The sequence below is a fragment of the Mesorhizobium muleiense genome (assembly GCF_900099905.1).
Lineage (GTDB): Bacteria > Pseudomonadota > Alphaproteobacteria > Rhizobiales > Rhizobiaceae > Mesorhizobium > Mesorhizobium muleiense.
Genome location: NZ_FNEE01000008.1, coordinates 156340 through 171472 on the forward strand (window position 1 = coordinate 156340; position 15133 = coordinate 171472).

The following is a 15133-nucleotide window of genomic DNA, read 5'->3' on the forward strand; positions in this document are numbered from 1 at the left end:
GCTGACCCCGCCGAAATCGGTTCGGCTTTCGATCGTCGAGGATCGCATCGTTGCCGAGGGTGAGGCTCCCGACACCTGGATAGATCGGGCACGCGTAGCGGCCCGACAGCTTGAGGCAGGCGGACCGGTATTCGACTTCTCCAAGGTTCGCGATGTGAGCCCCGAAGCACGCGCGGCGGAGCACTGGCAGACTTATGTGTCGCGTCTTGAGGCCCAACCGGGAATCATCGTCGCCCAACAAAGGGCGAGTGGCGGACATTTCTACATTTCCGGCCTGAGAGATCCGCAGGCCGCCGACCCGCAGGCTCTGCTGTCCGGAACGGAGGTTGATCCGGCTCGCGTTCATTCGCAGTGGCAATTCTATCAGAGCCTTGATCCGAAGTTCGTGGTGAAGCGGCTGATGGCGTCGCTGGTCCCGCCGGATTCAGTACGATTTTCGATCATCAAGGATCGCATCGTTGTCGTGGGCGAGGCTCCTGCCGCCTGGATAGATCGGGCGCGGGTCGCCGCCCAACAACTGGCCGCGGACGGACTCTCTCTGGAAATTTCCGAGCTGCGCGAGGTGACCCCTCAGGAACTCACGCATTTGAGGGAGGCTATTCAAGCGGTCGACATTTTCTTCGATTCTGGCAAGGCTGTACCGGGACCAGAGCAACTGCCAGTTCTCGACCAATTGGCGAATCAATTGAAGGAATTGGCCAAGGACGCCCGCAAGGCAGGCGTAACAGCACAGTTCATGTTGACCGGCCATTCGGACGCCGTGGGCCGTGAGACGGCCAACGCGTCGATCAGCGCCGCCCGCGCCGAGACAGTTCGTGCGCTTCTCAAGAAGCGCGGCGTTGCTCCGGAATCGCTTTTGGTTCGCGGCGCGGGCACTTTTGAGCCGGCGGAGACTGAGAATAGCCGAACCGGGAGCTCCGCCAATCGCAGAGTTTCGGTTACGGTAAACTTCCACTAGGGCCCAGGTTATTGCAAAAAAAGATCTGCATGTTGGGCGGGTTCGCTGTCGGAAAGACGAGTCTGGTTCGCAGGTTTGTGCAAAGCATCTTTTCAGAAACCTACTTGACCACGGTGGGAGTGAAAATCGACAAGAAGAGTGTTGTACTGCCGGATAAAACCGTGGATCTGATTTTGTGGGATCTGGCCGGCGAAGACGATATCGGCTCATTCCGCGTCAGCTATGTGCGAGGTGCGAGCGGGCTCGTGCTTGTCGTCGATGGAACCCGCGCCGCTACTCTTGCCGTGGCGCTCACGCTGCGCGAGCGGGCCGAGGCCGAATTCGGCGCCATGCCGTTCGTATTACTGTTCAACAAATCCGATCTGGCCGATCGGTGGGCAATACCGGATAGTGAGATTAACGAACTGAGGCAACTTGGATGGCAAATCTATCTAACAAGCGCGCTTTCAGGTGAACATGTTGATGATGCATTTCGTCAGCTTGCTTCGATGGTCACCAAATAGACCATGCATGGATTGCCAAGAGAAGTCAAAAGCTGGATTTACGATTTCTTCTACAACGAGAACTCTGTCGCATATCTGAAAATTGACGCCCAGCTTTGCATCGCTGCGAAGGGCGGCAGTGTTGAACATTACGGCCTATCATCACTTTGCATTGGCAAGCCCGTTGCCGAGCAGCTTGCGTTCATGGAAGGTTTGCTGCCTTGCCCGGAGCTTCCATATCATATGGCCATGGTCGAACTGCCCAGCGGGCGTGTCGCGGACCTTCATCTTTTTGCTGGCAATGCCTGCGTATGGCTGCTCTTTCTTGACGCCACTGCCGAACGCGACAACAGGCAGCGGCTTCAACAGAAGGCTTATGAAATGACTCTCCTGCAAGAGAGAGAGCGTCAACTCAACGAAAAATTACAATTGACGAACGAGGCGTTGAGGCAGAGCCAAGAGGGATTGTCGCGTGAATACCAGCGCGCCGAAAGCCTGCTCCTCAACATTCTTCCGGCGTCGATCGCGGAGCGGTTAAAAGCGGACGAACAAATTGCAGACAACCACGCTGAGGTGAGTGTGCTTTTTGCCGACATCGTCGGCTTTACAGAAAGAGCGCGGAGCGTCGGAGCCGAGACGACGCTCGCTATGTTAAATTACTTCTTCAAGGCGGCGGATCTGCTCTCGGAACGATACGGCTGCGAAAAGATCAAGACAATCGGCGATTGTGTGATGGTGGTCGCTGGCCTGCCCGCCGCGCGATCCGATCATGCAGAAGCCCTTGCGCACTATGCACTTGAACTGCGGAAGGCGGTTAAGCTCGAACGCTTCGCGGGACAACCGCTAAGACTCAGGATTGGAATTCACTCAGGGCCAATCGTCGCGGGCGTCATAGGCAAAAGGCGGTTTGCCTATGACCTTTGGGGCGAGACCGTTAATCTCGCCGCACGTATTCAAACGTCAGCGGAGCCCGACGAAATCCGTATTTCGGATGCAACTCGCAAACTGCTTGGACCAAATTTTGCTTGCGACCCACTCGCGGAAACGGAATTGCGTGGTACAGGTCGTGTGCGAATGTGGCGGCTCCCGGCCTGATTTGCCGGGCTACTTCACGTCCGATTTAATAAACTGCTGCAGTTCCGGGTCTTCGGCCTGCCGAAGAGTTCCACCGAAGGCCCCTCTTCCCAGATCTTTCCGTGATGCATGAAAATCGTTGTGGTCGCCACCCGGCGGGCAAAACCCATCTCGTGGGTGACGAGCAGCATGGTCATTCCGTTACGGGCGAGCGTTTCCAGCACGTTCAGCACCTCCTCGGTCAGTTCCGGATCGAGCGCCGACGTCACCTCGTCGAACAGCATCACCTTGGGACGCATGGCGAGCGAGCGGGCGATCGCCACGCGCTGCTGCTGGCCGCCGGAAAGCTGGTCGGGATAGGCGTCGAACTTCTCCGACAGGCCAACCATGCCGAGAACTTCCTCCGCAGTGGTTTGGCTTCAGCTTTCGACACCAATTTGACGATCCGCGGCGCCAGCATGATGTTTTCGCCCACCGTCAGGTGCGGAAAGAGATTGTAGCTTTGGAAGACGATGCCGACATCGGTGCGCAGCTTGCGCAACTCTTTCGGGTCTCGGCCAACGGCGTGGCCGGCAACTTCGATGCGGCCGGAATTGATCTTTCTAGTCCGTTGATGCAGCGCAGAAGCGTGCTTTTTCCGGAACCGGAGCAGCCGATCAACGCAAACACGTCACCCCGATTGACGACAGCGAGACGCCCTTGAGGACTTCGACAGCTCCGAAGCTCTTGTGGACATTATAAATAAGCACTTCCGGCATGGAGCCTCCTTTCCAGCAGACGCGACAGCTGGGACAATGGATAGCAGACGACAAAGTAGAGAGCCGCGACTGCGAGAAAAACGCGGAACGGCTGGAACGTCGCGTTGTTGATGAGTTGCCCGAGGCGGCGAGCGGGCCTTACGAAGCCGGCTGGGCGCGGGAAGCGATCATCTTCGTGCGCGCGCTGAGGTCGCCGGTCGGACGCGCCCCGACAGCCTGGGTCGAAATATCGCCCGACGGCATGCACTGGGTGCGCGAAGGCACAAGCCTGGAAATACCAACCGCCAAGGACGGTGTTGCGGCTGCCCGTCTCGGCCATTTCGGCAACTGCTGCGGCTCACCGCTCGTTTCGAAGAGGGTGCCGAAAGCACTGTTTTGGTTACGCTTCATCTCAAGGTGTGAGCCTGCTTCGTCTGAGGAGGCAGGCCTGTAGCCTATGCCTCTGTAGTGATCTCGCACCGGCCTCAAGGCGCGAGCAGCAAGACCCGCAATGGCTCACCTTTTTTGAATTCAAGGCGAGGAAGGTTGGTTAAACAGCTGACTTTTGCTGCTCGGCAAGACGCAGCAATTTTGCTAAGATCGGCTGTGGGAGGAGACGGGCATGCAATCGATGCCGATAGCCCATCCTGGCGTAGCCAAGACGACGGCCGACGCATCGCTTCCACTCGCCTATTCCACCGCGACGCTCTGCTGGCTCCTGTCCGCCGGCGTCTACATCGCAGCCAAGTGGGTCGCCCCCGAGATGCCGCCTTGGGCGCTCTGCTTCTGGCGGCTGGTGCTCGCCTGCGCGATCCTGCTGCCTATCGTCCATCATCATCATGGGGCGATGCTTGCACTGATCCAGTCCCGGGCGATCGAGGTGCTGGCCATCGGCGCCATCGGGCTGACCCTCTGTCAGGGCATGATCTACACGGGCCTCAATTACACCGACGCGACCACCGCCGGCATTATCATGGCGCTGTCGCCGATCATGACCATGGTGCTTGCCCGCTTCGTGCTCGGCGAGCCCCTCGGCGTCTGGAAGGCACTTGGCGCGCTGCTCGCTCTGGTCGGGATGGTGGTGATCGTGGCGCGCGGCGACCTTGCCTCGCTGATGCGGCTCCAGTTCAATCCCGGCGAGTTGTGGATCGTCGGCAGCGCGTTTTGCTGGGGCCTCTACACCGTGCTGCTGCGTCGCGCCAAATTCGCCATCGAACTGCTGCCGACGGTAGTCCTGCTGCTGGGGGCCGGCGCGCTGGCCGCACTGCCCCTCTATCTCTGGGAGCTGTTTTCCGGCGAGCGTTCGGCGCTGCATGCGAACGGCCTTCTGGCACTCGCCTATGTCGCTGGCCCGGGCGGCGCTCTGATGTATTACCTCTACAACCGCAGTGTCGAGACGCTTGGCGCCGGGCGCGCCAGCATGCTGCTCTATCTGCAGACTGTTTTTGTCGCCGTGCTCGCTTATCTTTTCCTAGGCGAAAGCTTGCACGACTACGACCTCGCCGGCGCCGCCTTTATCGTCGCCGGCCTGCTGCTCGCCACCGCGATCAAGCCGAGGCAGCGCACGGTGCATGTCGCGTAGGGATACCTCTCCCGCTACGCCTCTCACCTTCTGAGATACAGCCATAGTGTCGTCGGCGCCAGGATCGCGGTCAGCGCCACCGGCGCGATCAGGGCGAAGACGACCTGACTGAGTGTCGCCCCGCCACCCATCAACCCGCGCAGCGCCGTCGTCATCAGCGACACCGGATTGACTTCGACGAAGGCCCGCAGCCAGTCCGGCATGGTCCCGGGGTCGACCATGATGTTTGAGGCGAAGACGAGCGGGAACAGGAAGGTAAAGCCGAGCGTCATCACTGTGGTTGGCGTGCGGATCAGCAGGCCGAGCACGATGAATACCCAGCCCATGCCGAACCCGATGGCGATCAGCATGGCGAAGGCGGCAAGCACGCCGAGGCTGCCCGCCTCCGGCCGGTAGCCGAGGATCAGCCCGATGATGAGAATGATCGAGGCGGCAATCAAATGGCGCAGGATGTCGCCCACCATCAGACCGGCGAACGGAGAGAGCGACCAGATCGGCAGCGATCGGAAGCGGTCAAACAAGCCCTTGCCGAGGTCGGTCGACAATCCCATGCCCGAATAGACTGCGTTGAACACCACGGTCTGAACCAGGATGCCGGGCAGGAAGAACTGCAGGTATTCGCCAGGCGAACCGGCGAGCGCACCGCCGAAGACGAAGGTGAACAGCAGCGTGAACATGATCGGAGTCATCACCAGGTCGAAGAGTTGCTCCGGCACATGCTTGAATTTCAGCACCGCGCGCCATCCGAAGACCAGCGCGTTGGAAAGGGCTGATGGGGACCTCGGTCGGGCGACCCTTTGCAGCCGCTGCAGGGATGTCGTGTCGATCATGGCTTGTCGTCCTTCCGGCTTTCACCCAGGCTCGGCTGGCCCGTCAGCGCGAAGAAGACCTCCTCAAGGCTGGGTTGGCCCATGGAGAAATCCGACAGTTCGATGCCGGCAGCGACCAGGTCGGCGAGCGCCTCGTTGGCGGCCTTCGCCGTGCCGGCAAGGACGGAGAGTTCGGCGCCCTCGGCACTGCGTTGGACAGGGTGCTCCAGCCGGCGTTCCAGGATCGACGCCGCCTGGTCCAGCCGCGCAACATCAGCGAGCGCGACATGGAGAAAACCGGAGCCGGTGGCCGCCTTCAATTCGCGGCTGGTGCCCTCGGCAATCTTCCTGCCGTGGTCGATGACGGCGATGCGTGCCGCGAGTTGATCGGCCTCTTCGAGATATTGCGTGGTGAGCAGGATGGTGACGCCGGCCTCGGCGAGGCCGCGGATCATGCCCCAGACATCCTTGCGGGCGTTCGGATCGAGGCCCGTGGTCGGCTCATCGAGGAACAGCACGCCCGGCGTGACGATCAGCGACGCGGCTATGTCGAGCCGCCTTCGCATGCCACCCGAATAGTCCCTCACCTGCTTCGTCGCCGCTTCGGACAAGCCGAAAGCCGCGAGCAGGTCGTCCGCACGGGCTTTCGCGGCACGACCGCGAAAACCCCAGAGTCGGGCGAGCAGGACGAGGTTCTCCCGGCCCGTCAGGTCCTCGTCGAGCGAAGCGAACTGCCCGGTCATCGCGATTGCCGCACGGACCTCGTGCGGGGCCTGCACGAGATCGTGCCCCATCACGGTCGCGGAGCCGGCGTCGGGGCGCGACAGCGTCGCAAGCATCCGCATCAGCGTTGTCTTGCCGGCGCCGTTCGGACCCAGGATAGCGAAAATAATGCCGCGCGGCACATCGAGGTCGATACCATCGACGGCACGCAGCTTGCCGAAGGTTTTGACCAGGCCGCGGGCGGAAATGGCTGACTGGGCAAGGCCCGTGGCGGGCACACCCATAGGAGAAGTATCGTTCATGCAGTCATCCGGCAGTCGCAAATGAAGGCCAACCTCGGCGCAATCGCTGCGTCGTCAGTTCTCTGCAGGCTCATGAGCTTACCGTCTGGCTTATCCTCATGCCAGAGGCTCCGACCATCTGCCCGGCCGCCGAACTGTAGCGCCGGTCAGATCATATGTCGGCTACGCCCTTGGGGTTTTCTCACTCGATCACGGCACAGGCCTGACGTTTTCCGGCATCGCCGGCAGGCTGGCTTTTGTAGTCGTCCTGCCCACCGTGGATCATCAATGCCTTGCCTCGTATCGCCGTTTCTCCACCATCCAGCTTGACCATGCTGTTGAAGACCTGAGCACGCAAAACGCCGTCGGCGCCGACCCGCTGATTTGGCATATCGCCCGCGTGCGGGCCTTTTCCGGCGAGATATCCATGTTCGGCATTCGTCGGATTGAAGTGTCCACCGGCCGAGTCATGGCCGGTCTGATGATCGCACTTTCCAGTCTCATGAACATGGAACGCAACCAATTCGCCCGCCGGCAGTCCCGTCACCTGCAACTCTATCAGCACACCCTGCGCCGTCTCGGTCAGCGTGGCCGTTCCGTTCTTCTCGCCGGCCATGTTGACGAATTCGGCTTTCGCGGTCGCTGCGTCCTGCGCCGCTGCAGGCATCGCGACCGCCAGCGCCAACCCTGCTGTTGCAACCAATTTTCTCATCGACTCGGCCTCCGGTTGTCCAAGGCATCCAAACAACAAAGGGGCCTCTTCGTTCCATTTGGGAATTGAGTTTTTGTCTCCGGCACGGCCGCCAGGGAAGCGACGCCGATACTTTTTTCGATGTGTCTTCAGCTTATACCAGTTCGAAGAGTTGCGCGGTTTGCCAGCCCGCCAGCAGTATGATGAGAGTACCAACGAGCCTGAGAAGCGTCTTTTCTGCGATCGACTTCACCATCAATCCGGCCATCGGCGCTGCGATCACCCCGCCAAGGACCAGGCCGGCAACGGCGATCAGATTTTCTGTCAGCTCTCCTGCCTCCGCCCAATGGCCCGTTAACAACGCAAATAGGAAGGTCAGAGACACCGACAACGTGGTAAGGAACTCGGTGGCATTTACCGTACCAATAACGTAGCGGGGCGTTCCGCCAAAACCGAGAAGGCCCGTCGTCACGATGGGTCCCCATCCGCCACCCCCTGCCGCATCGAGAAATCCACCACCAAGTCCAAGCGGAGGTACCACGGCTGCAGGGACCGGATTGCTTGGGATCCGCCGGAAGGAACGGAACAGGAGCCAGGCTCCGACGAGCGCAAGATATGTGGTCACATATGGCTTCATGACGGCCCCCTCAAACGAGGTGAGCACAAAAGCGCCGAGAACGCCGCCGAGAACGCCAAATGGCATCAGCCGCCAGAAAAGCTTCCAGTCGATATTGCGGTGATAGAGGTGAGCCGAACCCGAAGCCGCCGTGGTAAACAGCTCAGCCGCGTGAACTGAAGCCGAAGCGTGTGCAGGAGACACGCCGAACCCCAGCAGTGTTGTCGAGCAAACCACGCCGTAAGCCATGCCGAGAGCTCCGTCCACGGCCTGAGCTAAAAACCCTACGATCACAAAAAGAAGGAATTCTTGCATTTGGCTCTCCGACAAAGCGCAGTGGTACTCGATAAAAGAGGAACCCGCCGCCTACAACGCATGCAATCTTCATGCTTCCACAACTCACCAAACGCCTGGCATCGATAATGGGGCGACGAACGGGAAACTGTCCACCCGATCAACGCTTTTCTCCGCACCCGATCGAATGGACTGCGCCCCACCTCCTCTGGAGGTTTCACGGGTCGGCCGCAGACTTGCAGCTCCACCCATGAGGCCGGTTGGCGCATGACAGAAAGCCAACCCGCTTGCCTCGGCCAGCCTCGATTATTGGGTCGACCTGCAAAGCTTCATCGATGACGTGATGCCTTTGCTGGAGGTTCGCAAATGTTCGACGCCGGGGGTAAGCGCACCCTTTGCGAGCAATACGGGCCTTCCACGTTCTTTAGGTCTGGAATCGAACTGGTGGCGCGTGGCGATGCTTATTCACGACCAGGCGCGGCTCCCGACTGCCGCGATGGCTTTGTGTCGCGCTTTGGCGTCAGTTCCGCCCCGGGTTGCTCGTTCAGTCGTTTCTTGAGGATGTCAACCAGGCTGACGGTGACCGCAATCACCGCAGGGCCAAGAACGAGCCCAGATGCTCCGAACAGGACGATGCCACCGACAGCACCGACAAAGGCGACCACCGTGTGGAGCCGCAGCCGGTTCCCGACAAGTATCGGATAGAGCAGATTGTCGATGCCGGCGACAACCACGCCGCCCCAGACGGTCAGGATCGCCGCGCTCGCCCAAGCCCCCTCCAGCGCGAGATAGATCGCTGCGGGCACCCAGATCACGAATGCGCCGAGCACCGGCACGATGGCAAGAAGTCCCATTGCCAGGCCCCAGAAGACCGGAGTGGGCAGGCCGAGCCACCAGAAAATCAGGCCGCCCAGCGTCCCCTGCACAGCTGCGACAAGCACGGTGCCTATCAGGATCGCATGGACCGTCTCGGCAAGGCGGGACAGCGTGTATGCCGTCTCCGCGGTACGCAGGGGCGAGAGACGCTCGATCCCGCGCAGGGCGGATTCACGGTCCCGCAGAAAATAGAACAGCAGATAGAATGTCAGCACGAACATCACGGCCTGATTGATCGAGCCGCGCAACAGCGATGTGCTTTGTGCCGTCAGCCATTGAACAAATGCGGCGACCGTACCGGCCGGATCGATTTGGTTCTCGATCCACTGGGCAACCGCCGAAAGCCTGGGATAGCCCGACATGAAGGCATCTGTGTTCCAGCCCCGGATGACCTCCTCCATATAGGTGGCGCCGTTTACCGTCTCGCGTACAAGCTGCTGGGCCACGAAGATGAGCGGCAGGCCGACCGCCACCGCCGCGATGCTGACAGACATCAGTGCAGCCAGGTTCTTGTTCCTGAGCCTTTCCTCGACCTGTCGATGAGCCGGATACAGGATGATTGCCAACACCACCGCCCAGGTCAGTGCGGGCAAAAAAGGCAACGCCAGGAGATAACAGACATACAGGCCGATCGCCGTCGCGGCGACGATGCCGAGCAATCTCATTTGCTTCATATCGGGCATCTGTTTCAGGTCGGGCATCTCTCGCCGCCTCGCAAACCAAGCGAGACTAGTGGATTTTCTGACAAAATGGCAGCTTCCGACGTCGCACCCCCTACTGCCAGGCCGCTGTCGAGCGTGACGAAATTGGCCATTTCTCGGTCATTGGGCTGGCTAGGCCGGTTGGGCGCCCGTCCGCGCTGCCAGCACCACGACGGCCTGCCGGTCGTGGATGCTCTGACCTACGGCGGTTCTACATCTCGCTCGCGGCAGCGCAGCTTCACAGGGCCAAAAAGAAAAAAAGGCCGGACTGTTAAAGTCCGGCCAGGCATGAAGGTTCAAAACCTCCAGAGGGGAACGCGCCGGACGCAATGGGAGGAAAACATCCGACGCAATGCTCATATGGGTCGGCACGGATGACGTTTCAACGACATGGGGTGGGCCACATCAGCCGCTCCATAGAGCCACCCGGGCGGATTCAATCGTCACCGGCCCGTGTTTCAGTTTTAGCGTCATACATGTGAGCGGTGCGTCGCCCGATCAAAAAGGTCGCCGCCTCGGATCAGGCGAGGAGTGTCCCGCGGGACACTCCTCCTTCGTTTTACTCCGAGAGCGTGAAGGGAGCCGTGTATTTGTCGACGTTGTCCTTGGTGATGAGAAGGCAGTCAAACAGCTGCTTCTCGGTCGGCGCGCCGGTTTTGCCGGTCTTTATGAAGGAGTCGGCCTGTTGCACGGCCTTCGCCGAGTAGACGGCCACCGGCTGGAGCACGGTGTACTGCAAGTCGCCCGCCTTGATCGCGGCGACGGCGTCCGGAGAGCCATCGAACCCGCCGACCTTGATGCTCGACAGCTTTCCGGCTTCTTTCAGCGCGGCGATCGCGCCGAGCGCCATCTCGTCATTACCGCTCGTCACGCCGATGATATCGGGATGGGCCTGCAGCAGGCTCTGCATCTTGTCGTGGCCCTGGGTACGGTCCCAGTTGGCGACTTCCGAGCCGGCCTTTTTAAGGTCCGGATACTGGCTGATCACGGTCTCGTATCCGTTTGACCGCGTGGCGGCGTTGTTGTCGGACGGGGCGCCCAAGAGTTCGACGTAGTTGCCTTTCTCGCCGATATTAGTCACCCATTGCTGTGCCCCCAGAGCGGCGCCCTGTGCGTTGTTGGAAACGAGCTGCGCTTTGGCCAGGCCTTCCTGGTTTATCTCGGCGTTGACGAGGAAGACCGGAATGTTAGCAGCAATCGCCTTCTTGACGGCGCCGATGGATCCGCTGGCGTCGGCAGGATCGAGGATGATCGCCACGGATTTGTTGGTGATCGCGGTGTCGATCAGTCTGCTTTCCGTGTTCGTGTCGGCTTTCGATGCGCCGACAGTCGCGGTGTAGCCGAGTTTTTCGGCCTCGGCCTTGGCCACATTGCCTTCGGTGAGCCAGTACGGGTTGGCGGGGTCAATGACGATGATCGAAATGAGACCTTCGGCCGACGCTGCGCTTACCGACCCTGCGAGGACCGGAGCGGCCAGCGCAAAGGCCGTGAGCATTAGAATTCTTGCCTTGCCATACATGAAATTTCCTCCTTGGTTAGCGATGGTACCGGTCAACCGGCAATCTTCTCGTGAGCGGGATCGGCCGTTCGGGCTTTGCCGGCTTGTTGCGGAGAAGTCGAAGGGCCGCCGGTCGAGCCCGGGAGCTTGACGCGACGGCGATACTGAATGGCGTTGAGCAGCACCGCCAACACGATGACGGCGCCGGTGAACACTGTTTGCCAGTAGGCGGACACGCCGATGATCACCAGGCCATCGGAGAGGAAGCCGATGACGAAGGCCCCGACCAGCGTGCCACGGATATTGCCTCGACCACCGGTGAGTGCGGCGCCGCCGATGACGACGGCCGCAATGGCGGTCAGCTCATAGGAGTTGCCGGCGGTCGGCCCTGCCGAGGTCAGTTCCGAGGACAGGATGAGGCCGGCTACCGAGGCGCAGATGCCGGACAGCATATACACCGAGACCTGGACTTTTTTCACCGGCACGCCGGACAGTTCCGCGGCGCGCTCGTTGCCGCCGGAGGCATAGAGCCACCGGCCGAAGGCCGTGCGATTGAGGATGATGCTGCCGATGATCGCGATGACCACCATGACCAGCACACCGATAGGGATACCGAACAGGCGGTTGAAGCCCAGCCAGTCGAAGCCGGTATTGCCCAGCTCCGGCTTGCCGCCGAGATCATTATATGTGAGGCCGTTTGTCATCAGCAGCGCGGCGCCCCGCACCACATAGAGCATGCCCAGCGTGGCAACGAAGGCAGGCACCTTCAACCAGGCGATAAGGACGCCGTTGACCAGGCCGACCAGTGCGCCGAGCACGCACACCAGCACCACGACCACCCAGACGGGGGGAAACAGCACGACGCCGAGCATTTGCAACTGCACGCCCTGCATCAGGAATCCGGCGATGACCCCCGACAGCCCAAGCGTCGACCCCACCGACAGGTCGATGCCGCCATTGAGGATGACCAGCAGCATGCCGACCGCGAGGATGCCGAAGATGGCGACATGCGACGCCATGGTGAGGAAATTGCCCAGCGAGAAGTAATAGGGCGACAGCATCGAGAAGACGAAGATGATCACCATCAGCGCGAGAAACGCCCGGCCCTCCAGCAACAGCTTGGCCAGGCTGAAGCCACCGCTCGATGTCCTCGGGCCGGAGCGGCTACTATTCTGACTGGCGTTGGTCACGGTCTGGGCTCCTGTATTCTTCTGATCAGACAAGCACGGCCTCGCCCGAGGCTGCCATGATCTGCTCTTTCGAGACGTCGGCGCCGAACTGAGCCGAAATCCTGCCTCGGCGCATGACGATGATCCGGTGCGCGATACCAAGGCACTCGGCGACTTCCGAGGTCGAGAACACGACCGCGAGCCCCTGCGCAGCCCGCTCGCCGAGCAGCCGGAACACCTCCGCCTTGGCGCCGACATCGATCCCGCGACTGGGCTCGTCCAGCAGTATGACCTTGGGGTCGGTGGTCAGCATCTTGCCGATGACGACCTTCTGCTGATTGCCGCCGGACAGCGATCCGATGGGCGCGCCTGCGCCCGCCGTCTTGACGCGCACATCGCGAATGGTTCCGTCGATCAGCGACCGCTCCCGCGATTGCGAAAGCAGCATCCCCTTGACGAAGGCGCCAATGCTGGCGAGCGACAGATTTGCCCCCACGGTCATCGTCTGAACCAGCCCGTCGCGTTGGCGGTCCTCAGGCACCAGCACAAGCCCCCTTGATATGCGCTCGGCGATGCTGAGGCGGGAGACGTCCTTGCCCTCCAGCAAGACCCGTCCGCCCGTCATCGGCAGTCGTCCGGCGACGCACTCCAGCAATTCCGTGCGCCCGGCGCCCATCAGCCCGTAAATGCAGATGATCTCGCCGGCGCGTACATCGAGCGACAGCCGGTCGACGACCAGGCGGTCCGAACCCGAAGCATCGGCGATGCTCACATCATCGATCGACAGGGCAACATCGCCGAATGCGTAACCGGTGGGTGGCGATCCCAGGTCGAAGTTCTCGCCCACCATGTTGCGGACGATCCATTCGAGATCGATGTTCTTCGCTTTGGCCGTGGCCGTGATCGTCCCGTCGCGCAGCACCACCGCGTGGTCGGTGATCTGCAGCGCTTCTTCGAGGTGATGGGAGATGTACACGATCGAGACGCCGCGGGCGGTCAGGTCCCGGATCACCTTGAACAGCACTTCTACCTCGGTCGCGCTCAATGCGGAGGTAGGCTCGTCCATGATCAGGATGCGTGAATCGACGCAGAGCGCGCGGGCGATTTCGACGATCTGCTGCTGCCCCAGGCGCAGATCCTGCACCAGGGTCAGCGGATCGATGTCTTCCTCGAGATCGGCCATCAGCATCCGCGTCTGACGAGCCTCTTCCGCGAAGTCGAGGCCGGTCGCGCCCCGCAACTCACGGCCCATGAAAATATTGTCGCGCACACTCAGATTGGGCGCGAGACTCAACTCCTGATGGATTATCGAGATGCCGCGGTCCCGCGCGTCGACGGTCGAGGAGAAGACGACAGGACGGCCATCGAGCTCGATGCTTCCGGACGTCGGCGTCTCGACACCGGAAAGGATCTTCATCAGCGTCGACTTGCCTGCGCCATTCTCTCCGAACAGCGTGGTGACCTCGCCACGGCGGATGTCGAAATTGACCCCCTTGAGGGCATGCGTTCCGCCATAGGATTTTACTATGTTGCGCGCCGCGAGCACGGTGTCGCCGGCCGCCGGCTCGAATTGAGGCGCCGCATTCATTGAACGCTCAGCTTTACGGGTGTGACGAGCCAGCCCTTGGGATTGATCAATTTGAAGACGCCGATCACCGAAATCGCCTTTCCGGTGAGCTTGGTATTGTCGATGGCCGACAACACCTGCTTCTTCATCTCGTTGTTCAAGGCCGATCCGGCGTTCTGATACTCGATCTGGTTGGTGAATTGCCCGAAGGTGATCGTGCCCGTGGCATCGCGCAGATCGGTTCCGTTGATCGCCGGCCCGGTCTGCACGCGAATGACCAAGGTGCTGGGAACATCGTCGACCTTGACGGCGTAGATGCCGGACTTTCCCTCACCGACGACGCCGGTGAATTTGACTGAGAATTCCGTACCGACATTGGCCGGCACGCCGTACTCCTTCTCCGCCGCCGCCTTGTCCTTGGCAATGGCCGACGCGAGGGTAGCGGCGTTCACCGCGCGTTGCTCCACTGCGGATTGAACCTTCGGAAACTCGGACTTGCCGTATTCTTCCGGGGAAAACGCAGCCTTTCTCGCGTCCTCCGCCGAACCAATTATGACGACCTTGGTGTCGAGAACCATTGCGCCGAGCAAAATCAAGATTGCGGCCGCGGCAACAATCCAACGAACGCCGACCCGCCGATTGATCGTGGTGGCGGGCTGCGAACTCATGGCGCAACGACCTGCGGCATGACGCCGATCAGGTCACGGTCACGACTGGCGGCGCTGCTGGCTTTCATTCCATCTCCTCCCAGGATGATATTATTATCTTCAGTTGAAAAATTTTTCACGCGTTCATATCGTTGTCAATCCGCCTTCACCAGGATCAGCGTGCAGCCTGCATCATCGAGAAGAACTTTAATCGCGTATCAGTTGATTGCGGCCGAGAACCCTGCCGGTATTCGGCTGCATGATCGTGTGACCGCGATTGCATGCGCTGGTCGTCTGCCCAACCGCCGTAAGCAAGAACTTCCTCACGAGCCGAAGCCTTTCGGAACAGTCAGGCCTCAGGCATAAAATCGACCATACGTTAGTGTTAAGTTCACGTCAAGACATGGGATATTTTGCCCATTCTCCGG

At 60.7% G+C, this 15133-nt stretch carries 14 protein-coding genes and 2 pseudogenes; 4 read left to right on the forward strand and 12 right to left on the reverse strand.

Annotated elements, in window-relative coordinates; translation table 11 throughout:
* The 3 genes from BLT09_RS16525 to BLT09_RS16535 all read left to right on the forward strand — a co-directional run.
* Positions 1-958, forward strand: a 958-nt coding sequence (locus BLT09_RS16525) for an OmpA family protein (RefSeq protein ID WP_139172617.1), incomplete at its 5' end; no start/stop codon positions are given.
* Between the two features lie 29 nt (positions 959-987).
* Complete coding sequence (locus BLT09_RS16530) at positions 988-1461, forward strand: Rab family GTPase (protein ID WP_036262255.1); 474 nt, start codon at positions 988-990, stop codon at positions 1459-1461.
* A 3-nt stretch (positions 1462-1464) separates the two neighbouring features.
* Positions 1465-2535, forward strand: coding sequence for an adenylate/guanylate cyclase domain-containing protein (locus tag BLT09_RS16535; protein WP_091594753.1), 1071 nt, complete (start codon positions 1465-1467; stop codon positions 2533-2535).
* A gap of 9 nt (positions 2536-2544) precedes the next feature.
* On the opposite strand, the pseudogene BLT09_RS16540 reads toward BLT09_RS16535, so the two are convergent.
* Both BLT09_RS16540 and BLT09_RS34935 read right to left on the reverse strand, forming a co-directional pair.
* A pseudogene (locus BLT09_RS16540) lies at positions 2545-3272 on the reverse strand (amino acid ABC transporter ATP-binding protein).
* Positions 3250-3420: pseudogene (locus BLT09_RS34935) on the reverse strand (amino acid ABC transporter permease); the annotation flags it as partial. The pseudogenes BLT09_RS34935 and BLT09_RS16540, both read right to left, overlap by 23 nt.
* Before the next feature lie 453 nt (positions 3421-3873).
* Here BLT09_RS34935 and BLT09_RS16555 point away from each other — a divergent pair.
* Positions 3874-4833, forward strand: a complete 960-nt coding sequence (locus BLT09_RS16555; protein WP_091594755.1) for a DMT family transporter — start codon at positions 3874-3876, stop codon at positions 4831-4833.
* 23 nt (positions 4834-4856) lie between these two features.
* Here BLT09_RS16555 and BLT09_RS16560 read toward each other — a convergent pair whose 3' ends face one another.
* From BLT09_RS16560 to BLT09_RS35480, 10 genes are all read right to left on the reverse strand, one after another.
* On the reverse strand, positions 4857-5663 hold the full coding sequence (locus tag BLT09_RS16560) for an ABC transporter permease (protein ID WP_091594757.1): 807 nt from the start codon (positions 5661-5663) through the stop codon (positions 4857-4859).
* Positions 5660-6667, reverse strand: a complete 1008-nt coding sequence (locus BLT09_RS16565; RefSeq protein WP_027153181.1) for a daunorubicin resistance protein DrrA family ABC transporter ATP-binding protein — start codon at positions 6665-6667, stop codon at positions 5660-5662. Before BLT09_RS16565 ends, BLT09_RS16560 begins: the two co-directional genes overlap by 4 nt.
* Positions 6668-6848: 181 nt before the next feature.
* Positions 6849-7358, reverse strand: a complete 510-nt coding sequence (locus BLT09_RS16570; protein WP_027153182.1) for a superoxide dismutase family protein — start codon at positions 7356-7358, stop codon at positions 6849-6851.
* Between the two features lie 133 nt (positions 7359-7491).
* Positions 7492-8268 carry a sulfite exporter TauE/SafE family protein gene (locus tag BLT09_RS16575; protein WP_091594759.1) on the reverse strand — a complete coding sequence of 259 codons (777 nt, stop codon included), beginning with the start codon at positions 8266-8268 and terminating at the stop codon, positions 7492-7494.
* 440 nt (positions 8269-8708) lie between these two features.
* Positions 8709-9824, reverse strand: a complete 1116-nt coding sequence (locus BLT09_RS16580; protein ID WP_091594761.1) for an AI-2E family transporter — start codon at positions 9822-9824, stop codon at positions 8709-8711.
* A gap of 559 nt (positions 9825-10383) precedes the next feature.
* Positions 10384-11343, reverse strand: coding sequence for a D-ribose ABC transporter substrate-binding protein (locus BLT09_RS16585; RefSeq protein ID WP_091594763.1), 960 nt, complete (start codon positions 11341-11343; stop codon positions 10384-10386).
* A 32-nt stretch (positions 11344-11375) separates the two neighbouring features.
* On the reverse strand, positions 11376-12512 hold the full coding sequence (locus BLT09_RS16590; RefSeq protein WP_091594765.1) for an ABC transporter permease: 1137 nt from the start codon (positions 12510-12512) through the stop codon (positions 11376-11378).
* Positions 12513-12537: 25 nt separating this feature from the next.
* A complete protein-coding gene (locus tag BLT09_RS16595) occupies positions 12538-14079 on the reverse strand; it encodes a sugar ABC transporter ATP-binding protein (protein WP_091594767.1) in 1542 nt (513 codons plus the stop codon).
* Positions 14076-14726, reverse strand: coding sequence for a DUF2291 family protein (locus tag BLT09_RS16600; RefSeq protein WP_091594770.1), 651 nt, complete (start codon positions 14724-14726; stop codon positions 14076-14078). Before BLT09_RS16600 ends, BLT09_RS16595 begins: the two co-directional genes overlap by 4 nt.
* Positions 14723-14845 carry a hypothetical protein gene (locus BLT09_RS35480; protein ID WP_268929399.1) on the reverse strand — a complete coding sequence of 41 codons (123 nt, stop codon included), beginning with the start codon at positions 14843-14845 and terminating at the stop codon, positions 14723-14725. The genes BLT09_RS16600 and BLT09_RS35480 overlap by 4 nt, the downstream gene beginning before the upstream one ends.
* Positions 14846-15133: the final 288 nt, after the last annotated feature.

Bases quoted from the DNA above. Each gene is read 5' to 3' on its own strand.
- BLT09_RS16560 (WP_091594757.1), bottom strand. From the start codon at position 5,663: ATGATCGACACGACATCCCTGCAGCGGCTGCAAAGGGTCGCCCGACCG.
- BLT09_RS16585 (WP_091594763.1), bottom strand. From the start codon at position 11,343: ATGTATGGCAAGGCAAGAATTCTAATGCTCACGGCCTTTGCGCTGGCC.
- BLT09_RS16600 (WP_091594770.1), bottom strand. From the start codon at position 14,726: ATGAGTTCGCAGCCCGCCACCACGATCAATCGGCGGGTCGGCGTTCGT.
- BLT09_RS16555 (WP_091594755.1), top strand. From the start codon at position 3,874: ATGCAATCGATGCCGATAGCCCATCCTGGCGTAGCCAAGACGACGGCC.
- BLT09_RS16580 (WP_091594761.1), bottom strand. From the start codon at position 9,824: ATGCCCGACCTGAAACAGATGCCCGATATGAAGCAAATGAGATTGCTC.
- BLT09_RS16575 (WP_091594759.1), bottom strand. From the start codon at position 8,268: ATGCAAGAATTCCTTCTTTTTGTGATCGTAGGGTTTTTAGCTCAGGCC.
- BLT09_RS16530 (WP_036262255.1), top strand. From the start codon at position 988: ATGTTGGGCGGGTTCGCTGTCGGAAAGACGAGTCTGGTTCGCAGGTTT.
- BLT09_RS16535 (WP_091594753.1), top strand. From the start codon at position 1,465: ATGCATGGATTGCCAAGAGAAGTCAAAAGCTGGATTTACGATTTCTTC.
- BLT09_RS16565 (WP_027153181.1), bottom strand. From the start codon at position 6,667: ATGAACGATACTTCTCCTATGGGTGTGCCCGCCACGGGCCTTGCCCAG.
- BLT09_RS16595 (WP_091594767.1), bottom strand. From the start codon at position 14,079: ATGAATGCGGCGCCTCAATTCGAGCCGGCGGCCGGCGACACCGTGCTC.
- BLT09_RS16570 (WP_027153182.1), bottom strand. From the start codon at position 7,358: ATGAGAAAATTGGTTGCAACAGCAGGGTTGGCGCTGGCGGTCGCGATG.